Here is a 25,736-nt window from a genome sequence, read left to right on the forward strand (position 1 = left end):
TTCAGCTGAGTCGCCAATATTAGCTGTATGCAAAAAAACTTATTCGCTTATTTGGGTTAAGTCGCGGTAAAAGTAATGTTTTCTTGGTTTAGTTTTATGGGCTGTGTTAAGCCATTATCCGTTTTATGTAAAATCATGACATCATAAAACGTCAGCCTTGCAGAATAGCATTGAGGTAATAGCTTATAAACCAACACTAATCGACAGCATAAGTGTCACTAGCCCTGACAAAATATCCTTGTGAACTGTGAACTGTGAACTGACATCTAGTTATGAGTTAACCTTCATCCTCTTATCTGCAGCAGTTGCTTAATCCTTAGCCACATAACGATGCGAATGTATTAGGTATTAGCGTTGTGACTAAGTATCTTAATAACAATAACAGGCTTGATCTAGTGTGCTCTATCACGAAAAATAACATTAAATCCACTGCTTATACTGCGGCGAAATCGTGTTGAATGCTCTAGCGGCTATTAGATTGGCGGTTTCTATTGAGATATAGGGAAACACAAGCGTTCCACTGGCTAATCCAAGCTCAAGATAAGCAAGATTTTTTTCCTTCTGAGCACGAGTTTGAATGATTTTCACGTGTTGAATTTTTTCAAATGGAATGCGCTTCCAATGTCTACCTAATAATCCACTGTGTTGCCATATCGCGTCATGCTGTAAAAAATACCCCCACTTTTTAAAGCGGACAACAAGTAAAGTGCAGACGACTAAGGCGGCGACAAATGCGACTTCAATAAGTGCGTTCTCAATGGGTAATGGCGTAAATAACGTTAAAACCATTAAGGCAGTAAAAGGGATAAAAGGTAGCCAAATACGTTTATATAACCAAGCGATATTAATCGGCATATAACTGTCTGGTAAATGGATCGGGTTTTGGCTTAATGAGGTGAGAGGCTTGAATATCCGCTCTACTTCATTGGGTTTTATAGCTGGTATTAACATATGCTTTTGGGTTTTTTCTTCTATCTCATTGCCTTTTACTTGTTTAAGGTAAAGGGTCCAGCGATTTACCATTCTTGCTAGTAAAGGTTGGTGGAAGTGGATCACCTGTATACGTTTTATCGCTAACGCATCTTGTTGATGCGCAATAACACCTCCACTTCTTTGCAGTGTTTGTTGGCGTTTATCTAGTGTATAGGGGTAATACTTTAGCACTGAGGCTAGAATTGAAATTGCAGAAAATAACAAATACCCAGCAATAAAGATCCCAACAAACAAGACTAATTGCAGCATAAAGCTTTCATGGGTGGTGTGATTAACCCAAGTAATGAGTTGTTGAAAAAGTCTTGTTTGAACAATCTCTTCCCACTGGATTTGACCCGCTATAGGGCCTGCGATAATGGCAAACCAAATAAAATTATTTTGATAAAACCCAAATAGAATTAACTCTTTTAAACTGCGGGTGATGATTGGTTGGTTTATCGACATGTCTTCGGCTGCAGCGTCGACATTTTTGGGTTGCTGCGATGATTCAACCTCGTGGGGTTTAAGTTGCAGTAATTGCTGTTTTAAAACATGTGCGTGCTGCGCATCAATAGCTGATAGCCTTGCTTCGTCTTTACTTGAGCCTGCTGTTTCAATCACTAATACTGCCAGTTTGAGTGGCTTAAAGTAAAAGGGTTGTTCAAAACGAATGTTTTGAATTCTGTTAAGTGGGATCTCATCTTTTTTGGTAAAAAAAAGTCCGCGTTTAACATCTAGTTGATTTGATCTAATCCGATAACGAAATTTTCGCCATTGAATAAAAGCAAAAGTGGTTAATAACCCTATGATAATGACTGCAGCATCAATGATCCAAAATAGTGAAATATCATTCATCCAACCAGCGTAAAATATTGGGATTAACGCATAGCCATTACTGAATATATTTTTTAATGAACCCAAGATAAAACTGAGGATCGACCAAGGCGATAAAGCTTGCCAATCAACAAATAATGCCGGTGAACTCGTATCCTTTTGAGTTTCGAGTTTCTGTGATTGCAGGTCACTCATGGATTGAGTCTAAAGTCGCTGTCATCATTTTTGGATCAGGCGCTTGGTTCTCTGCGGCTTGATGCATTAGGTGTTGGCGTAAATGTTCGGCAATGTCGGCATTCAGTCCCGGCAAATGGATTTCAGCTTCTCCTGAACCTGCACTAAAACATTTTAGTGTTACTAGTTGATATTGGCGCTCCAGCGGACCTTGAGATAAATTAACGTGCTGCAAACGAGTATAAGGCAATGCTGTAGTTGACATCCAAATTAAGCCCTGTCGCATGATCAGTTCATCTTTAAAAATCCCGTAGCAAATGGTTAACGCTTTTAAGTAAGTTAAGCGAATGATCAGCGCCGCGAGTATTAAAATGAAGAGTATAAGCAGTAATTTGGCTGTAACCGAGAAAGGGGCTATAAATCCAATAGCGAGGCAAACTATTGTCGCAATTAGGCTGTATACTGTACCAGCAAAATAGAGTTGTAATTTAGGGTAGTTATTATCGACGTGAGTTAATACTAACTCAGTTAGCGGAGTCAATTGCTGAGGGTGCAATGGCTCACCGTGTTGGTAAATATCTGTATTCGGTAAGGATTGATTTTGATGATCAATATCGTTCATGTTAATCCATTAGTCTTTTTATACCCGGTTGATACTATAACGACATTTTATGTCGTATGGTAGAGGTTTACTTTTATTACTATTCAAACTGCCAACCAAGGATTTACAGCTTACTATGACTTTGGATTTATTTGACCAATGTGATCCGAGCGTGATTGTTCCTCCTGTTACGCTGCACCCAAACTTTCTGAATCAGCGTCAGCAACAATTACTGTTGAATGAAGTGAGTTATTACCCACTGACTAAAATTGAAATTGAAGTATTCGGAAAAAAACACACTATTCCCCGCACTCAAGCCTGGTTTGGTGATGATGGCTGTGATTGCAAATATTCAAAAACCTTAATCAATCCTTTGCCCTGGCCACCGATATTAACAAAGTTGCGTCAAACGTTACTCAATCGTTGTCAGCTTAATTTTAATGCTGTGCTGGTTAATCATTACAAAGACGGAAATGATTGTATGGGCTGGCACAGTGATGATGAACCAGAAATTGTGGCGGGAAGTTCGATAGCTTCAATCACGATAGGGGCTTGTCGAGACTTTGTGGTGCGTCATAAAGCAAGCCAGCAGAAAGTGACGTATGCTCCATGTTCAGGTGACTTAATCATTATGGCACCTAGTATGCAGCAAACATGGCAACATGCGTTGCCTAAGCGTTTAGCCGTAACAAAGCCACGGATTAATTTTACCTTTAGATTAATTTCGCCTAATTTTTATCGAGCAAAAGCTAATTACTAGAAAACGAGCTTTACAGTTAACGTTTTGCCATGTGAGTGTTTGACGTTTAAGTGTTAACCCAGTAATCTTCGATTTTTAAGCACCCAAGAGTAGGTCATTATGTCAGTTGCACAGACAATCACTGATAAACTGAATCAGTTGTTTTCGCCATCACATCTTGAAGTTATTAACGAAAGTAATCGTCATCATGTGCCACCTAATTCTGAAACTCACTTTAAAGTTGTCATTGTCAGCGAGCAGTTTGATGGGCAGCGCCCATTAGCAAGACACAGAGCAGTAAATAGTGTACTTGCTGATGAGTTAGCAAACGGTGTTCATGCTCTATCCATCAACACTTATACCGACGTAGAATGGCAAAATATCGAAGAAGTACCTAGAACGCCAAATTGTAAAGGCTAATTTAGTCTAAGTAATAAATAAAAGCCTCACTTATAGTGAGGTTTTTTTGTTGCCCTTATTTTTAGCCTTGGGTATAGTATTATTTTTGTTCTATAACAATCTCTTACTTGTAATACAATTAGAAAAGGATATCTAGATGTATCGCCTCATGCCGATGTTAATTCTCGTGTTGTTACTCCCATCTTGTAAACTGCAAGAACCTTCAACAACTGATAATGCGCTTGAAACTAGATCTAGTGTGATCGAGTGGCGATTAGCAACATCGTGGCCTAAAAATTTGCCCGGTTTAGGCATGGCTCCTGAAAATTTTGCCCAACAGGTCAACCGCATGTCCAATGGCCGTTTACATATTAGTGTTTACGGCGCAGGCGAATTGATGCCGGCTTTGTCAGTATTTGATGGTGTAAGCGAAGGTAAAGTGCAAATGGGCCATAGCGCTTCATTTTATTGGAAAGGCAAAGTTCCTGCGGCACAGTTTTTTTCATCAATTCCTTTTGGTTTGAATGCCCAGCAAATGAATGCTTGGTTATATCACGGCGGTGGTATGGCGTTATGGCAAGAGGTTTATCAACCATTTGGTATTATTCCTATGGCGGGTGGAAATACGGGTATGCAAATGGGGGGATGGTTTGATAAAACGATTAATTCAATTGAAGATTTAAACGGCCTTAAAATGCGCTTGCCAGGTATTGGTGGTGAGGTTTTAAAGCAAGTAGGCGGCGTGCCGGTTGGTGGGCTTGCGGGGCGAGAACTTTATGGCGCCTTAAAAAATGGTGCTATTGACGCGGCAGAATGGGTCGGGCCCTATAATGATTTGCCTCTTGGTCTATATCAGGTGGCTCAATATTATTATTACCCAGGGTGGCATTCACCTGGCGCAAATATGGAGTTCATCATTAATCAACAAGCCTTTTTAGCACTACCCGATGACTTACAGCAAATTATCATCACAGCGGCAAGAGCCGTTAATCAAGATATGTTAGATGATTACACCCAAGGGCATATTGAAGCGTTAAATACCTTAATCAATGAGCACAATGTGCAATTAAAACGTTTTCCTAATGAGGTCATTAAACAACTCAAAAGTACCAGAGATGCAGTGTTATTTGCTGAAGCCGAAAAAGATCCTATGTTCAAAAAGGTACTTCAAGCTTATCTAGAAAATGAGCAACAAGTTCAACGCTATTTTCAATATACTGAACATGCATTAGCACAGATGACCAGCTCCTAGGGATATTGGGTGTGTTATTGCTTATCAATAAACCGGATTAACCTAATCATCTATTAATGTGTTAAGCGGTTATTTTTCACCATTTTGTCCTGTGAACAAGCCTTATGTTTAGAGCAACATTAGGCTTGAGCTTTTGTTTGACGCCCCTAAAGGTGAAATATAGATAACCGTTTTTAAGGCGTTGCATGTATTTTATGCCTAGATGAAAATAATCACTGACTTAGTTTTATTGATGACGCTAGAGAGTTAGTGAATGTTAATGTTACTATAGCGCCATTATCGTTAAATACGTTTGTTAATATTCTAACCTGTAAACGTATCCATTTTTGGGAGAAAACCATGCCGTTATTAGACAGTTTTACCGTAGACCATACCCGTATGAATGCGCCTGCAGTAAGAGTTGCTAAACATATGAGCACGCCTAAAGGCGACACGATTACTGTGTTTGATTTACGTTTTTGCGCACCAAATAAAGATATACTCAGTGAGCGAGGCATTCACACGCTTGAGCATTTATTTGCAGGTTTTATGCGCGATCATTTAAATGGTGACAGTGTCGAGATTATTGATATTTCCCCTATGGGCTGCCGTACCGGTTTTTATATGAGCCTGATTGGCCAACCTTCAGAGCAAGATGTAGCTAATGCTTGGCTTGCGGCAATGGAAGATGTCTTGAAAGTCACACAGCAAAAAGATATTCCTGAGCTAAATGAATATCAATGTGGAACCTATGAAATGCACTCGCTTGAACAAGCACAAGATATTGCAAAAAACATCATAGCGGCGGGTGTGAGTGTGAATAAAAACGACGATCTGGCATTAAGTGGTGAGATTTTAGGGACGCTTTGATCTTATTGCAGTATTTCAAAAAGCGGCGCATAGTCGCTTTTTTTGTGTCTGCAGCATTATCGGCTAACAATTAAATTGAGTAGCGAATTATTAAGATGTTGTAAAAAAAGGAGTTTGTTCGATAATTACGATTTAAGTAATACAAGATGTTAGCTATTCTTTATCGGGTTGTGGCCGATGCTGTTTTTATGTTGCTGAAACGGTTATTGTATATAACACTAAGCTTACATTTTATAAGAACAAGAATGAATATGGAGATTGATATGTCTGAGCGCTCTTTTAGTGTTTCAATGGTTGCGTCTGCTGTGGTGTTAATATTGGGTAGCTTCCCAAGTATCGCCGATACCTTAACCGAGTCTTTTGAAGAGAAAAACTCCCATATCGATTTGGGACAGGCTGATGTCTCCTTATTTCATTATCGTCAATCGTCTAATTTACTTGCTCAATCAGGGGTAACCGTCCACCCTAGTGTAGCTAATGCCGATAACCCTATCTCAATTCGCGGTGCAAGCAACGGCATCGCTGTGATGCAAGACAATATTTTTTATTCTGCAGCACCTTACTCAGCTAAAAATCTTGTTTCATTACCTAATTTGTTTTTTCAATCTTCGGTTTCAAGCATCAAGCACACGAATGTAGGTCAGGGCGGTCAAGGCTCTTTTGGTGTGCTTAATTATACTACGGCTGAAATTAGTGATCGTGACACAGATGCCATTGTTAATATCGAGTCCAATGCTGATGGTTCTCCTGCTGGTGGATTAATTGTCAGTGGTAAGACTAAAGAATATGGCATGCTGTTGGGGGTTGATTATCAAAAAAGTGAAGATGATGCCGGATTTAAAACCAGCTTCGACAATAAACATGAAAAAACCGATATTCTCTTTAAAATTAATGCTGCCAGTTTAGCAGGTGCACGTAATCCACAAACAACACAGTTCAGTTACCACTTTACCGATACAACACTTGATAACAGTAGTATCGGCTTGACTGAAAACGATTTCTCACTCTCGCCTAACACTCGTTATGCCGCAACTCAATTAGATTATGAAACAGGTAAACGTCAACGTTATGCCTTAGCGCACCAAGTTGACTTAAGTGGTTCAACAATGTTTACCGACTTTTATTATCAGAGTTTCAGTCAAGGCGGACAGGATACATTGTTCGTTGATGATCAATTGATTAATCGTCAATTGTTGCAACAACTTTCCGATTTCGAAAAAAATCCAACATCCCAAGGGTTAACAACGAATACTGCAATAGCCGACAACGATTTTGATGGTTTTGGTGTGCAAACCAAAGGGATCAGTATGTATGGAGCCCATGAGGTGACTTATCAGGCTAGATATCACAGTGATAAAGCTGAAATCAAAGTGGGGCAGTTGGATTATCTTGTTGGCGAAAACCTTAACTTAGCTGTGCAAGATAACATCTATGGGGTATCTGATTATACTGATAAAGCGGATGCTATCACCACAGCTGTGAATACTAAACTTAACTATGATGCTTGGTCTGTCAATATTGGTCTAGGCTACGAGCATGTTAGTGTAGTAAGAGAACTTGGGGCGAATACCGATTTAATCACAGAGGCTGATTTTTCTGATGACGGTTGGTTACCTGCTATTGAAGTGGCGTATAAAAATGATGCATGGCTTTTTGCCTTAAGTACTAAGCAAGCTTGGACAGCCGCGTCTGCGGGGAATACTCAACAACTTGCACAAGAGGCGCTGCAATATCAATTAGCATTGCATTACCAGCAAGGGGCATTTGTTGCAGGCCTTAGTACCTATATGCATGATTTTGATAATCAGCATGTGACTTGTCAGTGGGGAATGAATTGCTTACCTTATCAAGAAGCGACTCAAGTAAATTTAAAAGATGTTACGGTTACTGGCGTTGATGTAAACCTTGATTACAATATGACATTTGACAGTTTTTCAATCCCTATGACGTTAGCCTATACCTACTCTCAAGCAGAATTTGGTCAGTCTAGTTGTGACATTATACTTGGATGTTATAGAGATGGTGAGCAGTTACCTTGGGTACCTGAGCAACAATTGAGTGCCAGTGTTGGTTTAGTGATGGGGCAATTTAGCCTAGTTGCGAATGGCCTATATCAGTCCGAAACAGGCAATGCACTTACGCCAGGTAATTATGGTGTTGATTCTCAGCTTAAAGTCGATTTGGCTGCAAAGTATCAAATGACAGCTACACATGAATTATATGTGCGCGTCGAGAATGTATTAGATGAAGATTTGGTCGCTAAAAATTATCAAATGGGCATGTTAGCGCAAAATGAAATGACAACTTATATCGGCTATCAAGGACATTTTTAATTATTCCATAATATCGGTTAACGTTAACACTTTAAGCTTGCCTGTACATTCTATGGTAAAGCTTGTTCTAGTTGATAAATAATCAGCTTGTGTTTAAAAAATGTTAAAGCCCTCGGCAATTTAGCGAGGGCTTTATTTATGACTTCTAATATTTAAAAAATTTCCTTTCAAAAATATTTCTTTTAAAATTAGTGCTATAGTTTTAATCGCACGGTGCCTCCACGCTATTATCGATTGGTTATAACGCCACACTCGGCTTTACTCTTCTAAAGGGAGCAAAGTTGGTGCACTGGTTTGAAAACACCTATTATTTTCGTGGCGATAGTCTCATATTTGGGGTAAAATGCGCGCGACCAGCGTGATTACGATCGCATTTCCGTGTTAAACCTGCGCTAGCTCAATAATGGTATGTTTGTTAACATATTGTTTTTGTAGCGGAACGTGGCGCATTGTCTTTCCTTCAAACGTAGTGCTTGTGGATATGATTACAATTAAGAAAGGATTGGAACTGCCTATAGCAGGCGGACCAGAGCAAGTTATCCATAATGGCCCAGCCATTAAACATCTAGCTACTTTGGGTGAAGAGTATATTGGCTTACGTCCAACGATGAAAATTAAAGTGGGCGATAAAGTACAAAAAGGCCAGGTTCTTTTTGAAGATAAAAAGAATTTAGGCGTTAAATATACAGCTTTAGCCAGTGGTACTATTTTAGAAATTAATCGAGGTGCAAAACGTGTACTTCAGTCTGTTGTTATTGCAGTGGAAGGTGACGATAGCGTTGCGTTTACTCAATATGATGCAGGTGCATTAGACACGTTAGACTCGCAAGTTGTTCGCACTAATCTGATTGAATCAGGTTTGTGGACCGCATTGCGTACGCGCCCATTCAGCAAGGTGCCAGCCGTTGATGCTACGACGCAAGGTATTTTTGTTACCGCTATAGATACACAACCTCTTGCTGCCGATCCTGTGGTAGTCATTGCCGAACATAAAGATGATTTTGCTAATGGTTTAAAAGTGCTTGCACGTTTAACTGAAGGCAAAGTTTACTTGTGTAAAGCTTCTGGAGCCGATATCCCTTCAGCAAATGCCCAAGTGGCAGAGTTTGCAGGTAAGCACCCAGCAGGTCTTGTCGGTACCCACATTCATAATATTCTTCCAGCTTCAGCTAAGCGCAGTGTTTGGCATGTTGGCTATCAGGATGTTATCGCAATTGGCCAATTATTCACACAAGGTGTATTAAACACTGAGCGTGTTATTGCCATAGCCGGCCCTAAAGCAAAACAACCTCGTTTAGTGAGAACTCACATCGGCGCAAGCATTGCTGAGTTAACATCAAATGAAGTGCAAGAAGGTAACGTTCGCGTTATTTCTGGTTCGGTATTAAATGGACGTGAAGCTAAAGGCCCTCACGCGTATTTAGGTCGTTACCATGCACAAGTTAGCTTAGTGGAAGAAGGTTACGAAAAAGAATTATTTGGTTGGGCAATGCCTGGCGCTAATAAGTACTCTATTACTCGTGCATTCTTAGGTCACTTAAGTCCTTCTCGTTTATTCCCAATGACAACCAGTACGGGTGGCTCTGACCGCGCGATGGTACCCATTGGCAACTATGAACGTGTAATGCCACTCGATATTCTTCCTACCATGTTATTACGTGACTTAGTGTCAGGTGATTATGATGGCGCAGTGACACTCGGTGCTCTTGAGTTAGATGAAGAAGACTTGGCGTTATGTACTTTCGTATGTCCAGGTAAGTATGACTATGGTTCATATCTACGTGACTGTTTAGATACGATCGAGAGGGAAGGCTAATGAGCTTGAAAGATTTTATCGAGCGTATTGAACCGCAATTTGAAAAAGGCGGCAAATACGAGAAGTGGTATGCGCTTTATGAAGCGGCAGCCACTGTATTTTATACTCCAGGTAAAGTGAACAAGGGTAGAACCCATGTTCGTGACAACATCGACCTAAAACGTATGATGATTACGGTTTGGGCATGTACATTTCCAGCAATGTTTTTTGGTATGTACAACGTGGGTTTACAAGCGCAAGTTGCACTAGCAGCAGGCTTTGGTGCTCCAGATGTTTGGCAAGTTGGATTGTTTGAATTATTTGGTGCTCAGTTAACCGCTGACTCAGGTATCGCATCCTTGATGTGGTATGGCGCGTGTTTCTTCTTACCTATCTACGCAGTGACTTTCGCTGTCGGTGGTTTCTGGGAAGTATTATTCGCTTCGGTCCGTGGTCATGAAGTTAACGAAGGCTTCTTCGTCACTTCTGTACTGTTTGCGTTAACCTTACCAGCAACAATTCCTTTATGGATGGTGGCTTTAGGTATTACGTTTGGTGTCGTGGTTGCTAAAGAAATCTTTGGTGGTACAGGCCGAAACTTCCTAAATCCTGCATTAGCTGGACGTGCCTTCCTGTTCTTTGCTTACCCATTAAGCATGTCAGGTGATACGACATGGGTTGTTGCTGACGGTTTCTCGGGGGCAACGGCATTAAGTCAAGCTGCTCAAGGTACTTTTGATTACGCCAACAACGCTACTTGGATTGATGCTTTTATGGGCTTTATTCCTGGCTCAGTGGGTGAAGTGTCTACCTTTGCTATCCTATTAGGTGGTTTAGTCATTATCTATACTCGCATCGCGTCATGGCGCATTGTGGGTGGTGTAATGATTGGTATGGCTGCAATCGCAACATTATTAAATGTTATTGGTAGCGACACTAATCCAATGTTTGCAATGCCATGGCATTGGCACTTGGTACTAGGTGGTTTTGCTTTCGGTATGATGTTTATGGCAACAGACCCTGTGTCAGCGTCATTTACTAACTCTGCAAAGTGGGCTTATGGCATTCTAATTGGTGCAATGGTGGTGTTTATCCGTGTGATTAACCCTGCATTCCCTGAAGGTATGATGTTAGCAATTTTATTCGCTAACCTGTTCGCGCCGTTATTTGACCACTTCGTCGTTCAAGCAAATATCAAACGGAGGATCGCTCGTGGCTAGTAATAAAGATTCGTTTGGAAAAACACTATTTGTTGTGATTGGTCTTTGCTTTGTCTGCTCTATGTTTGTGTCTACTGCAGCCGTTTTGCTTAAGCCAACACAGCAAGAGAATAAGCTTTTAGATAAGCAAAAGTACATTCTTGAAGCCGCAGGTTTAGTGGATACTAAAGCCGGCAAGCTTGAAAAGAAAACCGTTATCGACACGTATAACAAATACGTAGAAGCTCGTCTGGTTGATTTGAAAACCGGTGACTTTGTAGAAGGTAATGCGGATACTTTTGATGTTGAAAAGGCCGCCCGTACTCCTGCTACATCATTCAAACCAGAACACGACATAGCTTCGGTTAAGCGTGTTGCAAACACTGGTGTTGTTTATCTAATTAAAGATGACAACAAGCAACTGCAGACTGTCATTATTCCTGTTAAAGGATACGGTCTATGGTCAACCATGTTTGCATTCTTAGCTGTTGAAGCTGATATGAATACCATTCGTAGCCTTGTGTATTATGACTTTACCGGTTCTGGTGAAACACCAGGTCTAGGTGGTGAAGTTCAAAATCCACAGTGGATCGCTAAGTGGGAAGGTAAAAAACTTTATAATGAGAATGGTGAGTTAGCTATTCAAGTGACCAAGTTACCTACAGTAGCCGCTTCTGTTCATGGTGTTGATGCATTATCGGGTGCAACATTGACCAGTAATGGTGTTCAGCATTCATTGACATTCTGGTTAGGTGAAGAAGGTTTTGCTCGCTTTATTGAAAAAGCACGCAATGGAGGACTTAGCTAATGGCTAATGCTAAAGAACTGAAGCAGGTTCTAACCGGACCAATCATCAATAATAACCCTATTGCTCTGCAAATCTTGGGTGTATGTAGTGCGTTAGCTGTTACCGCTAAAATGGAAACCGCTATCGTAATGACATTAGCATTGACGGTTGTGACTGCTTTTTCTAACTTGTTTATTTCGCTTTTGCGTAATCACATTCCTAGCAGTGTTCGTATCATAGTTCAAATGACCGTTATTGCATCTTTAGTAATCGTCGTAGACCAGGTATTGCAAGCTTATGCTTATGATATTGCGAAGCAGTTATCTGTATTCGTTGGTTTGATTATTACTAACTGTATCGTAATGGGTCGTGCTGAAGCTTATGCAATGAAAACACCTCCTATGATGAGTTTTATGGATGGTATTGGTAACGGTTTAGGTTACGGTGCAATCTTATTATCAGTAGGCTTCATTCGCGAATTATTCGGTAACGGTTCATTATTCGGTATTGAAATCCTCAGCAAAATCTCTGACGGTGGCTGGTATCAACCAAATGGTTTATTACTACTTCCACCTAGTGCTTTCTTCTTGATTGGTGGTTTAATCTGGATGATCCGTACTTATAAGCCAGAGCAAGTAGAAGCAAAAGGGTAAGCAGAATGGAACATTATATTAGTTTATTAATTCGTTCAATATTCATTGAGAACATGGCATTAGCCTTCTTCTTGGGTATGTGTACCTTCTTAGCTGTGTCTAAAAAAGTGACTACCTCGATGGGTTTGGGTGTAGCTGTTATTGTGGTTTTGGCCATTTCAGTACCTGCTAACCAAATTATCTATCAGGGTTTACTTGCACCTGGCGCACTGGCTTGGGCTGGCGTACCAGAAGCAGACTTAAGCTTCTTGAAGTTTATTACCTTTATTGGTGTGATTGCTGCGCTAGTACAAATTTTGGAAATGACCTTAGATAAGTACTTTCCACCTTTATACAACGCGTTAGGTATCTTCTTACCATTGATTACTGTTAACTGTGCAATTTTCGGTGCAGTATCATTTATGGTTGAGCGTGACTACAACCTAGGCGAAAGCGTAGTGTTTGGTATTGGCTCTGGGATCGGCTGGGCGTTAGCAATTGTATTGTTAGCGGGTATCCGTGAGAAAATGAAGTATTCTGATGTGCCAAATGGTCTACGTGGCTTAGGTATTACCTTTGTGACAGCAGGTCTTATGGCTCTAGGTTTCATGTCGTTCTCTGGTGTTTCTTTGTAAGAAACACTGAGACGAAGCATTAATTTGAACCTTTAAGGAATAAGTGAATGGGTATTCTTGAATCTACTCCAATAGATGTTTATCTAGGTGTGAGTATGTTTACCGTCATCGTACTTGTGTTGGTTTTAGTGATTTTATTTGCTAAGTCGAAACTGGTTGCGAGCGGTGATATCACCATTGGTATTAATGGTGATGCTGATAAAGCAATTAAAACAGGCGCCGGTGGCAAGTTACTTGGTGCTTTATCAAACAGCGGTATTTTCGTATCGAGTGCATGTGGTGGCGGTGGCTCTTGTGGCCAGTGTCGTGTACATATTAAGTCTGGTGGTGGAGATATTCTTCCTACAGAGCTTGATCACATTAGCAAAGGCGAAGCTCGTCAAGGCTGTCGTTTAGCCTGTCAGGTTAACGTTAAAACCGACATGGAAATTGAGCTAGAAGAAGAAATCTTCGGGATCAAAAAATGGGAATGTGAAGTTATCTCTAACGATAACAAAGCCACTTTCATTAAAGAGCTTAAGCTGCAAATTCCTGATGGTGAATCAGTGCCATTCCGCGCAGGCGGTTATATTCAGATTGAAGCACCAGCTCACCATGTTAAATATGCTGAGTTTGATGTACCTGAAAAATACCGTGGCGACTGGGAACATTTCGGTTTCTTCAAGTTAGAATCTAAAGTCGACGAAGAAACTGTTCGTGCATACTCCATGGCTAACTATCCTGAAGAGTTTGGCATTATTATGCTGAACGTGCGTATTGCAACGCCACCACCACGTAATTTGAGCTTACCTTGCGGTAAGATGTCATCATTCATCTGGAGCTTAAAAGCCGGTGATAAAGTGACAATTTCAGGCCCGTTTGGTGAGTTCTTCGCAAAAGATACTGATGCAGAAATGGTATTTGTCGGCGGTGGTGCTGGTATGGCGCCAATGCGTTCGCACATTTTTGACCAACTTAAGCGTCTTAATTCTAAGCGTAAGATGAGTTTCTGGTACGGTGCGCGTTCTAAGCGTGAAATGTTCTATGTGGAAGATTTTGACGGTCTAGCGGCTGAAAACGAAAACTTCCAATGGCATGTAGCATTGTCAGATCCTCAAGCTGAAGATAACTGGACTGGTTATACAGGTTTTATTCATAACGTTTTATATGAAAACTACCTACGTGATCATGATGCACCAGAAGATTGTGAGTTCTATATGTGTGGACCTCCAATGATGAACGCGGCAGTTATTGCGATGTTAAAAGATTTAGGCGTAGAAGATGAAAACATCTTATTAGATGACTTCGGCGGTTAAATTGATTAAATTAAGGTGCTATTACAGCACCTTAATTTTTTTATAAATTGCAGCTCGTTAACTCGGCTGCAATTTTTGTTTTAAAGAATATAGAGCATTATGGTTAATTTACTTCGCAGCGTTATTTTTATGGCAGTGATAAGCCTTATCACTGCCTGTTCTCAGCCTGAAACTACAGTGCAGTTAGCAGGTAAGACTATGGGCACGACGTATCACATTACTGTGATAGCCAATGCTCAATTGCCAGAAGCAAACTTGTTACAAACAGAAATCGATATGGCACTGGAAATTGTTAATAATCAAATGTCCACCTATCGACCGAATTCTGAGTTATCGCGATTTAATCAACTTCAGATAAGGCAAGGTACAGAGGTCTCAGCTGATACACTGACTGTGGTTAATGAAGCTATTCGTTTATACGAGGTGACTAATGGGGCATTGGACATTACTATCGGCCCGCTGATTAATCTTTGGGGTTTTGGCCCTGATAAGCGCCCAACCACATCTCCATCGTTAGAGGCTATTGAAGCCGCTAAAGCAAAAACTGGCTTATCTGAGCTGACAATAGATGGAAATCGACTCGTCAAAGATAATGCAGATTTGTATGTCGATTTATCATCGATTGCTAAAGGTTTTGGTGTTGATAAAATTGCCAGCTTATTAGACAAGTACCAAGTATCTGGTTATTTAGTTGAAATTGGTGGCGAAATTAGCGTTAAAGGCCATAAAGCAGATGGTAGCAAATGGCGAATCGCGGTTGAAAAGCCGACCGAAGATGGCCAAGAGGTGCAGCAAGTCATTGAACTTGATACAATGGCCTTAGCTACATCAGGTGATTATCGCATTTATCATGAAGAAAATGGCGAGCGTTTTTCTCATTTAATAGATCCACGTAGCGGCTATCCTATTAAGCACAAATTAGCTTCAGCAACGGTATTGCATAAAAGCTCAATGACAGCAGACGGTTATGCAACAGCTATGATGGTACTTGGAACTGAAGCATCATTAGCACTTGCCAAAGAGCAAAATTTAGCAATAATGCTGATTGAAAAGCAGGAACAGGGTTATCAGGTCTATTACAGCGAGGCCTTCAAGCCTTATCTTAATTAAACCATCCATTAAACTGGAGTCCAAAATGAGCGAGTTAATAGCGACATTTGTGGTGTTATTAGTTTTTTTCGTATTGATGTCAATTGGTTATATTGTTAAGAAAAAAGCTGTGGAAGGAAGCTGTGGCGGTTTAGGCGTGTTAGGCATCGAAAAAGCATGTGATTGTGATGATCCATGTGACAAACGTAAACGCCGTATGGCCGAAGAAGAGCGCCGCGAGAAGTTAGCGCAAAATCGCATTATCTAACATTCAGCTTTTTATAATTTGAATACGTTTGCTTTTAAACAGCCCACTTATCAAGTGGGTTGTTTTGTTTATTTGCTTTGATAGGCAGCATTTTTACTCATCTGACTAGCAAGTCAGCTAAAGCTTAGGTAAGCTGTTGCCATTATATGTGTATGTCCCTGTCGAATTACTTGTAAGTTATTAAAGTAAGTCATTCCAAACCAATTTTAATTGTGTTGATAATTTATCGACACGGGATGCTTTTGTTTTATGGAGATCACTTAACATGAATAAAGTTCCAATGACTGTTGTTGGTGCTGATCAATTACGTAAAGAATTAGAAATCTTAAAGTTTGATCGTCGCCCTAAAATTACTGAAGCAATTGCATCTGCCCGTGAGCTTGGTGATTTGAAAGAGAATGCCGAATATCATGCCGCACGTGAAGAGCAAGGTATTTGTGAAGCGCGCATTCGTGATATTGAAGGTAAATTGTCTAATGCTCAAATTATCGATGTCACAAAAATTGAAAATACCGGTAGGGTCATTTTTGGTACTACAGTTGCCATTTTAAATATCGAAACCGACGCAGAAGTTACCTACCGTATTGTGGGTGACGATGAGGCTGATATTAAGCAAAACTTAATTTCAGTTAACTCGCCAATTGCCCGTGGTTTAATTGGTAAAAATGAAGGCGATGAAGTAGGTATAGCAACTCCAGGTGGCATCACTGATTATGAGATTATCTCTGTTGAATATATCTAACATAGATAATTCGCTATCGTTTAAGTAATAAAAAACCACTGCATAGGCAGTGGTTTTTTTGTTACTGAATAATTCACAAAATAAGCTAATACATATGCCTATTTATCTATAAGATTATTTTGCTTTTGGGATCGCAATCTTCATTTCTGGAGATTGACGGAAAATAACGAGAATATGGCCGATAGTTTGCACTTTCGTAGACTGAGTTTCACGTATAATGGCGTCAACGATGGCATTTTTAAGTTCTCTATCAGAAGAGGCTACTTTCACTTTGATCAATTCGTGATGATTAAGAGCGCTATCAATTTCAGCCAGAACACCTTCAGTCAAACCATTGGCACCAAGCATCACAACTGGCTTTAAACTGTGTGCCAATCCCTTTAGATGCTGTTTTTGTTTGGTTGTTAAGTTCATTTATACCAACTTTTGCTGAGTTACTGTTGAAAAACGGCTATTCTACCCTTATATACTCTTTATGTAACTCTCAATCGTTGCGGAATTTCAATGGTAGCTAAAAAACGTACGGCCAGTTCGAGTCGTTGGATGCAAGAACACTTTGATGATCATTATGTAAAATTAGCTCAAAAAAGAGGGATGCGCTCTAGAGCTGCGTTCAAGTTAGAGGAAATTCAGCAAAAAGATCAATTAATTAAACCCGGAATGACAGTGGTCGATTTGGGCGCTGCACCTGGTGGATGGTCACAAGTTGCTGTTAAATTGGCTGGCGACAAAGGTAAAGTCATCGCCTGTGACATTTTACCTATGGATCCAATTGTGGGCGTTGATTTCCTTCAGGGTGATTTTAGAGAAGAAAAAGTACTTGAAGCTTTGCTTACTCGTGTAGGTGAAGATAAAGTGGATGTGGTATTATCCGATATGGCACCCAATATGAGTGGCGCAGATGTTGTTGACCAACCACGAGCTATGTATTTAGTTGAGTTAGCGTTAGACATGTGTCATCAAGTATTGGCGCCAAACGGCTGCTTTGCCGTCAAAGTCTTTCAGGGGGAGGGGTTTGACGATTATATGAAGTCGGTTAAAGAAGCATTTAAGGTTGTAAAAACCCGTAAACCTGACTCTTCTAGGGCTCGTTCTAGAGAAGTCTATTTAGTGGCGACTGGTTACAAGTTGTAGTAGTCTAATATCCATTATCGCAAGACTGTAATAGAGGTCTAATAATTTGAGTGACATGGCAAAAAATTTAATACTCTGGGTCGTCATCGCTGTTGTGTTGATGTCTGTATTTCAGGGTTATTCCCCCACTTCTTCGAACTCGCAGAAGATGGATTATTCCGCATTTCTTGATAATGTTCGCGATGGTCAAATTAATACTGTTGAGATTAAAAGTGACCAACGTACGATTGAAGGAACCAAGCGTACAGGTGAGAAATTCACTACAATCATGCCTATGTATGACCAAGATTTAATTAATGATCTTGACCGTAAAGGTATATCTATGAAAGGCCAGGAAGCTGAAGAGTCAAGTTTCTTGACGCAAATCTTCATTTCATGGTTCCCAATGTTGCTGCTTATCGGTGTATGGATTTTCTTCATGCGTCAGATGCAAGGTGGTGGCGGTAAAGGCGCAATGTCATTTGGTAAAAGTAAAGCCAAGTTGATGAGCGAAGATCAAATTAAAACCACTTTTGTTGATGTCGCAGGTTGTGATGAGGCAAAAGAAGAAGTTAAAGAACTAGTTGATTATTTACGTGATCCAACAAAGTTTCAGAAACTCGGCGGACGTATTCCTACAGGTGTTTTAATGGTAGGTCCTCCAGGCACAGGTAAAACCTTACTTGCGAAAGCCATTGCTGGTGAATCAAAAGTGCCTTTCTTTACTATTTCAGGTTCAGACTTTGTTGAAATGTTCGTTGGTGTCGGTGCATCTCGCGTGCGCGACATGTTTGAACAAGCGAAAAAGTCTGCACCATGTATTATTTTCATCGATGAAATCGATGCAGTCGGTCGTCAACGTGGTGCCGGTTTAGGCGGTGGTCATGACGAACGCGAGCAAACATTAAACCAAATGCTGGTTGAAATGGATGGTTTTGAAGGGAATGAAGGTGTCATTGTGATCGCTGCGACCAACCGTCCAGACGTTCTTGACTCTGCCCTATTACGTCCAGGTCGTTTTGACCGTCAGGTGGTTGTAGGCTTACCGGATGTTCGTGGTCGTGAACAAATTCTTAAAGTGCATATGCGTAAAGTGCCATTATCTGATGATGTTAAAGCCAGTGTTATCGCACGTGGTACACCTGGTTTCTCTGGTGCGGATCTCGCTAACCTAGTCAACGAAGCTGCGCTGTTTGCTGCCCGCGGCAATCGTAGAATGGTTGGCATGGAAGAGTTTGAACGTGCAAAAGATAAAATCATGATGGGTGCAGAACGTCGCTCAATGGTTATGTCTGAAGCAGAGAAAGAAATGACCGCATACCATGAAGCTGGCCATGCAATTGTTGGTTGCTTAGTACCGGAACATGATCCTGTGCACAAAGTGACAATTATTCCTCGTGGCCGTGCACTAGGCGTAACCTTCTTCTTACCTGAAGCTGACGCCGTCAGCCAAAGTCGACGCAAGCTAGAGTCACAAATCTCGGTGGCTTATGGAGGACGTTTAGCAGAAGAGTTGATTTACGGTAGCGAGAAAGTCTCTACAGGTGCTTCTCAAGATATTAAATATGCCACTTCGATAGCGCGTAATATGGTTACCCAATGGGGCTTCTCTGATAAATTGGGGCCATTACTGTATGCTGAAGAAGAAGGTGAAGTTTTCTTAGGTCGCAGTATGGGCAAAGCTAAGGGAATGTCAGGCGACACAGCTGCGTTAATAGATTCTGAAATAAAAGTTTTTATTGATAAAAACTATCAGCGAGCTAATCAGATTTTGACTGATAACCTTGATATTTTGCATGCTATGAAAGATGCGTTGATGAAGTTTGAAACCATTGATTCTTTACAGATTGACGATTTAATGAATCGCCGTGAAGTACGTCAACCTGCTGATTGGCAAGTTGATGACTCATCTGACGATAAAGGTAATGGTAAACCTCAAGCTGCAGATGATAAAAAAGACGACGTGGTTTCGAGTGCCGATGACGCACCTAAAAAAGATGAATTAAATACTGATGAATCACCCGCTAAATAAGCTGGTGTGAGTGATAAAGAAAACCCCGAAAGGGGTTTTCTTGTTTTAATTAGTAAAACATTTACGGGTTATAAAATCATGTTCAAATTATCGCATGGTGAGAAGCGATTAGATCTCTCTCGGCCAGTTGTTATGGGAATTGTTAATGTCACGCCAGATTCGTTTTCAGACGGTGGTGAGTACAACCTTTTCGAAAGTGCGTGCCGGCATGTTGACCATATAATAGAACAAGGGGCACTCATCATCGATATTGGTGGCGAGTCCACTCGTCCTGGCGCTGCCGAGGTAACTGTCGAGCAGGAACTTGAGAGGGTGTTACCTATTATCAAATATATATCATCAAAGCATGATGTATGGATTTCGATTGATACAAGTAAACCTGAAGTGATGAAACAGGCGGTTGCTGCTGGAGCTAATCTGATAAATGATGTCAGAGCTTTGCAATTACCAGGCGCCCTAGCAATGGCTGCAAACTTAAATGTGCCTGTATGCCTGATGCACATGCAAGGCCAGCCTAAAACAATGCAAAACTCGCCTGAATACCAAGATGTATTAAAGGATGTGTTTGAGTTCTTTGAGCAACGGATTTCCGCCTGTGAGGCTGCTGGGATCACAAGAAGCCAGATAATATTAGATCCAGGCTTTGGCTTTGGTAAAACTTTAGCGCATAATTACCAATTATTAGCAGGATTAGCAGTATTTCATCAGTTTGACTTACCAATATTAATTGGTTTGTCGCGAAAAAGTATGATTGGTGATTTATTAAAACGTTCAACTTCTGAACGTCTTGCGGGCAGCTTGGCTGGGGCATTAATTGCCGCACAAAATGGCGCGCATGTGATACGTGTACACGACGTACCCGAAACCGTCGATGTACTAAAGATAATGACTGAGACTCAGAATTACTCAGCGTATGAATGCTAAACATCATGGAAGTACAACAATAATTTGAGTGAATTCACTTAAGTGGGGACATGTGAAAACAAGACAATTTTTTGGAACTGACGGCATTCGAGGCAAGGTCGGTTCAGGTAAAATGACACCCGAGCTAGCATTAAAGTTGGGCTGGGCTGCTGGTAGAGTGTTATCTCGTACTGGCACAAAAAAGGTGATCATAGGTAAAGATACTCGTATTTCTGGATACTTATTTGAATCTGCTTTAGAAGCTGGTTTATCTGCTGCGGGTTTAAATGTGTTATTGCTTGGCCCAATGCCTACGCCAGCTGTAGCCTATTTAACCCGTACATTTAGAGCTGAAGCTGGCGTTGTGATCAGCGCATCTCATAATCCTTATTATGATAACGGCATTAAATTCTTCTCCACTGATGGCAGTAAGCTTGATGATGCGATTGAATTAGAAATTGAAGCTGAACTAGAAAAGCCACTAATTTGTGTTGAATCACATTTACTCGGTAAAGCACGCCGAATTGATGATGCCGCAGGCCGATATATTGAATACTGCAAAGGTAATTTCCCTGCAGAACACACTCTCACTGGACTTAAAATCGTTGTCGATTGTGCCCACGGTGCGACTTACCATATTGCGCCTAGTGTGTTTCGTGAGTTAGGTGCTGAGGTGGTTGCCATTGGTGATAAACCAGATGGCATGAACATCAACGATAAAGTTGGTGCGACATCAATGGCGAAGATTTGTGAAACGGTATTAGCCGAGAATGCTGATCTTGGTATTGCATTAGACGGTGATGGCGACCGCATTATGATGGTCAACCGACGTGGTGAAGTCATTGATGGCGATCAAATTCTTTATATCTTGGCTGTTGATGCACAAAAACGCGGGGTATTAAAAGGTGGTGTCGTCGGGACCTTAATGTCGAACTTAGGCCTAGATCTAGCCTTACAAGAATTAGATATTCCTTTTGTGCGTTCAAATGTCGGTGACCGTTACGTCATGGAGCTGCTAAAGCAACGTGAATGGCGTATCGGCGGTGAAAATTCTGGTCATATCCTTAACTTAGATCACGGCACCACAGGTGATGGTATCATTGCTGGTATTTTGGTGCTTGCAGCGATGCGTAGACAAGATGCGAGCCTAGAGTCACTTACCGAGCCAATGAAAATGTTACCGCAAGTATTGGTTAATGTTAGATTTGAAGGCAGCAATAATCCATTAAATTCAGATGCTGTTAAATCAGCCCAAGCCTATGTTGAACAGCAATTAGGTGCTCGAGGTCGCGTTCTGTTAAGAAAGTCGGGAACCGAACCCTTAATCCGCGTTATGGTTGAGGGTGATGAACACGATCAAGTATTAGCCTTCGCCAATAAAATTGCCGATGCAGTAAAACTGGCCTGCTAACCTTAAAAACAAATCGTCATATTTTATTTAAGCTGTTGCTGGGGTGAAAATTAACCACTTCGACAGCTTATTGTAAATATTCACCTATTACCTATTGTAACTTGATAAGTGGTTCGCTATTATTCACGCCGCTTTCAGAGGAGACCGTGATGGCACTCAGACGACCTATGGTAGCTGGCAACTGGAAAATGAATGGCAATTCGGCATTAGCCCAAGAGTTATTCAAGAAATTTGCTTCTAAGCTACAAAATGATTCAGCTGAAGTGGTTTTATGCCCGCCTTCAATTTATCTTGAAAGTGTAAGGCAACTGCTTGAGTCTAATAAGCAAACCTTAGATGGTGCGCTTGTAAGAATGGGCGCTCAAAATCTTAGTCAACATGATTTTGGTGCGTATACCGGAGAAATATCCGGGCAGATGCTAAAAGATTCAGGATGTCGATATGTGATTATCGGCCACTCCGAACGTCGCCGTATGTACGGTGAGACGAGTAACATAGTAGCAGAGAAATTTGCTGCGGCTCAAAAACATGGTTTGACGCCTATTTTATGTGTAGGTGAGTCAGGTCCAGCGCGTGAAGCAAGACGTACTTTTGAAGTTATTGCTGAAGAACTGGATATCGTCATTGAAAAAAATGGCACTATGGCTTTTGATAATGCAATTATCGCCTACGAACCATTATGGGCCGTAGGAACAGGTAAAAGCGCAACTCCAGAGCAGGCGCAAGAAGTTCATGCGTTTATTCGCAACCGCCTCTCTGAAGTGTCTCCATTTATTGGAGAGAATATCAGGATTTTATACGGTGGGAGTGTTACGCCGAGTAATGCGGCAGATATCTTCGCCCAACCTGATGTTGATGGTGGACTGATTGGCGGAGCTAGCTTAAATTCGTCAGAATTCCTAAGTTTATGTTCCATAGCAATGAGCGCGTAATTATTATGTACGAAGTTCTTATAGTTGTTTACTTGGTGGTAGCAATTGGCCTAGTTGGTCTAATTCTTATTCAGCAAGGTAAGGGCGCCGATATGGGCGCATCCTTTGGCGCAGGCGCGTCAGGTACGTTATTTGGTTCTAGTGGCTCAGGTAATTTTCTGACACGCAGTACAGCCATTTTAGCTATCGCTTTCTTCGCGTTAAGCTTAATTATTGGTAACTTAAGTGCTAACCATAATAAAGCCGAAGATAAGTGGAACGATTTAGGTTCGGCAGCTGAGCAAATCATTGAAGATGCACCAGTTGTAGAGCAACAGTCAGAAACTAAGATCCCTGACTAATACCAGATAAGCCGAGGTGGTGGAATTGGTAGACGCGCAGCCTTGAGGTGGCTGTGTCCTAACGGACGTGCGGGTTCAAGTCCCGCTCTCGGCACCAGTTAAAAAATGTTCAGTTAGATGGATTTTACTGAATAGTTATTGCAAGCTAAGACGTAAGTTAATATACTTGCACTCAGTTGACGCGGGATGGAGCAGTTTGGTAGCTCGTCGGGCTCATAACCCGAAGGTCGTCGGTTCAAATCCGGCTCCCGCAACCAGCTCCCTGTTATTTGATTTTTAAATAACAGATACAGGTTCTATAATAAAATAGCCTCGTATTTACGGGGTTTTTTGTTATATGGACTTTTGATATTCCGTGTTTTTAAGGCGGATTTGATAGGGGCTTTTAGCCCTTTTTTTGTTTTTTTTGGGGGTCATTTTTGGCAACACTAGAATCAAGATTGGTAGAGATGTTAGCTGTACCAGTTGAAGCACTTGGTTTTCAGCTTTGGGGCATCGAATATGTTCAGGCTGGTAAACACTCAATCGTACGCGTTTTCATTGATCACGAAAATGGGATCAACATTGAAGATTGTGCTGAGGTGAGTCGTCAAGTAAGTGCGGTACTTGATGTTGAAGACCCTATTTCAACAGAATTTACACTAGAAGTATCTTCCCCAGGTGTGGATAGACCGTTATTTAATGCTCAACAATATGCGGCATATATTGGCGAAGATGCAAAAGTACAATTGACTATGCCTGTTGCAGGCAGTCGTAATTTAAAAGGCGCCATTACTAAGATTGAAGGTCAAATGCTGACAATCAAAGTAGATGGAAAAGACTTGGTTGTTGCTTTGGATAATATCCGCAAAGGCAACATCATCGCAAAATTTTAATAGTTTCAGGTGAAGAACGAGGCTAGACCAAATGAATAAAGAGATCCTGCTAGTAGCAGAAGCGGTTTCAAATGAGAAAGCGGTTCCGCGTGAGAAAATTTTTGAAGCGTTAGAGATTGCGCTTGCTACAGCAACCAAGAAAAAATACGAAGGCGATATTGAAGTTCGTGTTGCAATTGATCGTAAAACTGGCCACTACGACACTTTCCGTCGTTGGATGGTGGTTGATGATCAAGGTGAAGCGTTGGAAAACCCATACAGCGAAATCACCCTTGAAGCTGCCCGCTATGAAAATCCTGAACTTCAACCTGGCGATTATGTAGAAGACGAGATCGAATCAGTTGTATTTGACCGTATTACTACTCAAACCGCTAAACAAGTGATCGTGCAAAAAGTACGTGAAGCTGAGCGTGCTCAAATTGTTGAACAATTTATTGAGCGTGAAGGTGAGATTGTTACTGGTGTTGTTAAGAAAAGTACCCGCGAAAACGTGATTGTTGATTTAGGTAACAATGCTGATGGCGTGTTATTTAAAGAAGACTTAATTAGCCGTGAATCTTTCCGTCCAGGTGACAGAGTGCGTGCATTACTCTATGCAGTCCGTCCAGAAGCTCGTGGCGCACAGATCTTCCTAACACGCAGCAAGCCAGAGATGTTGATTGAGCTTTTCCGTGTTGAAGTGCCTGAAATTTATGACGAATTAATTGAAGTTATGGGCGCAGCTCGTGATCCAGGTGCTCGCGCCAAAATCGCAGTAAAGTCTAATGACCGTCGTATCGACCCGATTGGTGCATGTGTTGGTATGCGTGGTGCACGTGTCCAAGCTGTTTCAAATGAACTAGGTGGCGAGCGTGTCGATATCGTGTTGTGGGATGATAATCCAGCGCAATATGTTATTAACGCAATGGCACCAGCTGATGTGGCATCAATCATTGTTGATGAAGATAACCATTCTATGGATATCGCGGTTGAAGCGGACAGCCTAGCACAAGCTATCGGTCGTAATGGCCAAAACGTACGTTTAGCAACTCAACTTACCGGTTGGGAATTAAATGTTATGACTGTAGAAGACATGAATAAGAAACACCAGGCAGAAAGTGCCAAGGTAGTTGATTTATTCGTCGCTTCTCTAGATATAGATGAAGATTTTGCATCAGTATTAGCGGAAGAAGGATTTACTTCTTTAGAAGAAATCGCTTACGTACCTGAAGCAGAGTTATTAGCAATTGACGGATTTGATGAAGATATTGTTGCCTCGTTACGTGAACGTGCGAAAGCGGCAATTTCTACTCGTGCACTGGCTTCTGAAGAAGCATTAGATGGTGCGCATCCAAGTGAAGACTTATTAGCGCTTGAAGGTTTAGAAACTCACCTTGCATTTGTTTTAGCAAGTAAAGGTGTAGTGACATTGGAAGACCTTGCTGAGCAAGGTATCGATGATTTAATCGAGATAGAAGAATTGACAGAAGAAAAAGCAGGTGAGCTCATCATGGCAGCCCGCAATATCTGTTGGTTTGGCGAAGAAGCATAAGTC

Annotated in this window: 25 protein-coding genes and 2 tRNA genes; 24 read left to right on the forward strand and 3 right to left on the reverse strand. The window is 41.2% G+C overall.

The window, feature by feature from the left end:
• Nucleotides 1-420: 420 nt before the first annotated feature.
• A complete protein-coding gene (locus tag IEY03_RS06515; RefSeq protein ID WP_188840549.1) occupies nt 421-2,001 on the reverse strand; it encodes a PH domain-containing protein in 1,581 nt (526 codons plus the stop codon).
• Nucleotides 1,994-2,602 carry a PH domain-containing protein gene (locus IEY03_RS06520; protein ID WP_188840550.1) on the reverse strand — a complete coding sequence of 203 codons (609 nt, stop codon included), beginning with the start codon at nt 2,600-2,602 and terminating at the stop codon, nt 1,994-1,996. The genes IEY03_RS06515 and IEY03_RS06520 overlap by 8 nt, the downstream gene beginning before the upstream one ends.
• A 49-nt stretch (nt 2,603-2,651) precedes the next feature.
• Between IEY03_RS06520 and IEY03_RS06525 the strand changes: the two genes are divergently transcribed.
• From IEY03_RS06525 to greA, 14 genes are all read left to right on the forward strand, one after another.
• Entirely contained in the window at nt 2,652-3,341 is a 690-nt protein-coding gene (locus IEY03_RS06525) for an alpha-ketoglutarate-dependent dioxygenase AlkB family protein (protein WP_229778218.1), read from the forward strand.
• A gap of 99 nt (nt 3,342-3,440) precedes the next feature.
• Complete coding sequence (locus tag IEY03_RS06530) at nt 3,441-3,740, forward strand: BolA family protein (RefSeq protein WP_188840551.1); 300 nt, start codon at nt 3,441-3,443, stop codon at nt 3,738-3,740.
• Between the two features lie 136 nt (nt 3,741-3,876).
• Nucleotides 3,877-4,971: a TRAP transporter substrate-binding protein gene (locus IEY03_RS06535; protein WP_188840552.1), complete on the forward strand. Its 1,095-nt coding sequence runs from the start codon at nt 3,877-3,879 to the stop codon at nt 4,969-4,971.
• A gap of 339 nt (nt 4,972-5,310) precedes the next feature.
• Nucleotides 5,311-5,820, forward strand: coding sequence for an S-ribosylhomocysteine lyase (gene luxS / locus IEY03_RS06540; RefSeq protein ID WP_188840721.1), 510 nt, complete (start codon nt 5,311-5,313; stop codon nt 5,818-5,820).
• 263 nt (nt 5,821-6,083) lie between these two features.
• Nucleotides 6,084-8,153: a TonB-dependent receptor gene (locus IEY03_RS06545; RefSeq protein WP_188840553.1), complete on the forward strand. Its 2,070-nt coding sequence runs from the start codon at nt 6,084-6,086 to the stop codon at nt 8,151-8,153.
• Nucleotides 8,154-8,634: 481 nt separating this feature from the next.
• Nucleotides 8,635-9,969: a Na(+)-translocating NADH-quinone reductase subunit A gene (locus IEY03_RS06550; protein WP_188840722.1), complete on the forward strand. Its 1,335-nt coding sequence runs from the start codon at nt 8,635-8,637 to the stop codon at nt 9,967-9,969.
• On the forward strand, nt 9,969-11,168 hold the full coding sequence (locus IEY03_RS06555) for an NADH:ubiquinone reductase (Na(+)-transporting) subunit B (protein ID WP_188840554.1): 1,200 nt from the start codon (nt 9,969-9,971) through the stop codon (nt 11,166-11,168). Before IEY03_RS06550 ends, IEY03_RS06555 begins: the two co-directional genes overlap by 1 nt.
• Nucleotides 11,161-11,955 carry a Na(+)-translocating NADH-quinone reductase subunit C gene (locus IEY03_RS06560; RefSeq protein WP_188840555.1) on the forward strand — a complete coding sequence of 265 codons (795 nt, stop codon included), beginning with the start codon at nt 11,161-11,163 and terminating at the stop codon, nt 11,953-11,955. The genes IEY03_RS06555 and IEY03_RS06560 overlap by 8 nt, the downstream gene beginning before the upstream one ends.
• Entirely contained in the window at nt 11,955-12,587 is a 633-nt protein-coding gene (locus tag IEY03_RS06565; RefSeq protein WP_188840556.1) for an NADH:ubiquinone reductase (Na(+)-transporting) subunit D, read from the forward strand. Before IEY03_RS06560 ends, IEY03_RS06565 begins: the two co-directional genes overlap by 1 nt.
• 5 nt (nt 12,588-12,592) lie before the next feature.
• Complete coding sequence (gene nqrE / locus IEY03_RS06570) at nt 12,593-13,201, forward strand: NADH:ubiquinone reductase (Na(+)-transporting) subunit E (RefSeq protein WP_188840557.1); 609 nt, start codon at nt 12,593-12,595, stop codon at nt 13,199-13,201.
• Nucleotides 13,202-13,248: 47 nt separating this feature from the next.
• Nucleotides 13,249-14,496: an NADH:ubiquinone reductase (Na(+)-transporting) subunit F gene (nqrF, locus tag IEY03_RS06575; protein WP_188840558.1), complete on the forward strand. Its 1,248-nt coding sequence runs from the start codon at nt 13,249-13,251 to the stop codon at nt 14,494-14,496.
• Nucleotides 14,497-14,625: 129 nt separating this feature from the next.
• Nucleotides 14,626-15,606, forward strand: coding sequence for an FAD:protein FMN transferase (locus IEY03_RS06580; protein WP_373290844.1), 981 nt, complete (start codon nt 14,626-14,628; stop codon nt 15,604-15,606).
• Nucleotides 15,607-15,631: 25 nt separating this feature from the next.
• Nucleotides 15,632-15,853, forward strand: a complete 222-nt coding sequence (gene nqrM, locus IEY03_RS06585; RefSeq protein WP_188840560.1) for a (Na+)-NQR maturation NqrM — start codon at nt 15,632-15,634, stop codon at nt 15,851-15,853.
• 265 nt (nt 15,854-16,118) lie between these two features.
• Complete coding sequence (gene greA, locus IEY03_RS06590) at nt 16,119-16,595, forward strand: transcription elongation factor GreA (protein ID WP_188840561.1); 477 nt, start codon at nt 16,119-16,121, stop codon at nt 16,593-16,595.
• Between the two features lie 114 nt (nt 16,596-16,709).
• On the opposite strand, the gene yhbY is transcribed toward greA, so the two are convergent.
• Nucleotides 16,710-17,009: a ribosome assembly RNA-binding protein YhbY gene (gene yhbY, locus IEY03_RS06595; protein WP_188840562.1), complete on the reverse strand. Its 300-nt coding sequence runs from the start codon at nt 17,007-17,009 to the stop codon at nt 16,710-16,712.
• Nucleotides 17,010-17,099: 90 nt separating this feature from the next.
• On the opposite strand from yhbY, the gene rlmE reads away from it, so the two are divergent.
• The 10 genes from rlmE (at nt 17,100) to nusA (ending at nt 25,733) form a co-directional block, all read left to right on the forward strand.
• On the forward strand, nt 17,100-17,729 hold the full coding sequence (gene rlmE / locus IEY03_RS06600) for a 23S rRNA (uridine(2552)-2'-O)-methyltransferase RlmE (RefSeq protein ID WP_188840563.1): 630 nt from the start codon (nt 17,100-17,102) through the stop codon (nt 17,727-17,729).
• Nucleotides 17,730-17,775: 46 nt separating this feature from the next.
• On the forward strand, nt 17,776-19,740 hold the full coding sequence (gene ftsH / locus IEY03_RS06605) for an ATP-dependent zinc metalloprotease FtsH (protein ID WP_188840564.1): 1,965 nt from the start codon (nt 17,776-17,778) through the stop codon (nt 19,738-19,740).
• 78 nt (nt 19,741-19,818) lie between these two features.
• A complete protein-coding gene (gene folP, locus IEY03_RS06610; RefSeq protein WP_188840565.1) occupies nt 19,819-20,664 on the forward strand; it encodes a dihydropteroate synthase in 846 nt (281 codons plus the stop codon).
• Nucleotides 20,665-20,716: 52 nt separating this feature from the next.
• Nucleotides 20,717-22,054 carry a phosphoglucosamine mutase gene (gene glmM / locus IEY03_RS06615; RefSeq protein ID WP_188840566.1) on the forward strand — a complete coding sequence of 446 codons (1,338 nt, stop codon included), beginning with the start codon at nt 20,717-20,719 and terminating at the stop codon, nt 22,052-22,054.
• A 149-nt stretch (nt 22,055-22,203) separates the two neighbouring features.
• A complete protein-coding gene (gene tpiA, locus IEY03_RS06620) occupies nt 22,204-22,986 on the forward strand; it encodes a triose-phosphate isomerase (RefSeq protein ID WP_188840567.1) in 783 nt (260 codons plus the stop codon).
• Nucleotides 22,987-22,991: 5 nt separating this feature from the next.
• Nucleotides 22,992-23,327, forward strand: coding sequence for a preprotein translocase subunit SecG (secG, locus tag IEY03_RS06625; RefSeq protein ID WP_188840568.1), 336 nt, complete (start codon nt 22,992-22,994; stop codon nt 23,325-23,327).
• 10 nt (nt 23,328-23,337) lie between these two features.
• Nucleotides 23,338-23,424 (forward strand) — tRNA-Leu (locus IEY03_RS06630).
• An 83-nt stretch (nt 23,425-23,507) separates the two neighbouring features.
• Nucleotides 23,508-23,584, forward strand: a tRNA-Met gene (locus IEY03_RS06635).
• Nucleotides 23,585-23,746: 162 nt separating this feature from the next.
• On the forward strand, nt 23,747-24,202 hold the full coding sequence (rimP, locus tag IEY03_RS06640; protein WP_188840569.1) for a ribosome maturation factor RimP: 456 nt from the start codon (nt 23,747-23,749) through the stop codon (nt 24,200-24,202).
• A 31-nt stretch (nt 24,203-24,233) separates the two neighbouring features.
• Nucleotides 24,234-25,733, forward strand: coding sequence for a transcription termination factor NusA (gene nusA / locus IEY03_RS06645; RefSeq protein ID WP_188840570.1), 1,500 nt, complete (start codon nt 24,234-24,236; stop codon nt 25,731-25,733).
• Nucleotides 25,734-25,736 lie beyond the last annotated feature (3 nt).

The sequence above is a fragment of the Shewanella aestuarii genome, assembly GCF_014647215.1.
Taxonomy (GTDB): Bacteria; Pseudomonadota; Gammaproteobacteria; order Enterobacterales; family Shewanellaceae; genus Shewanella; species Shewanella aestuarii.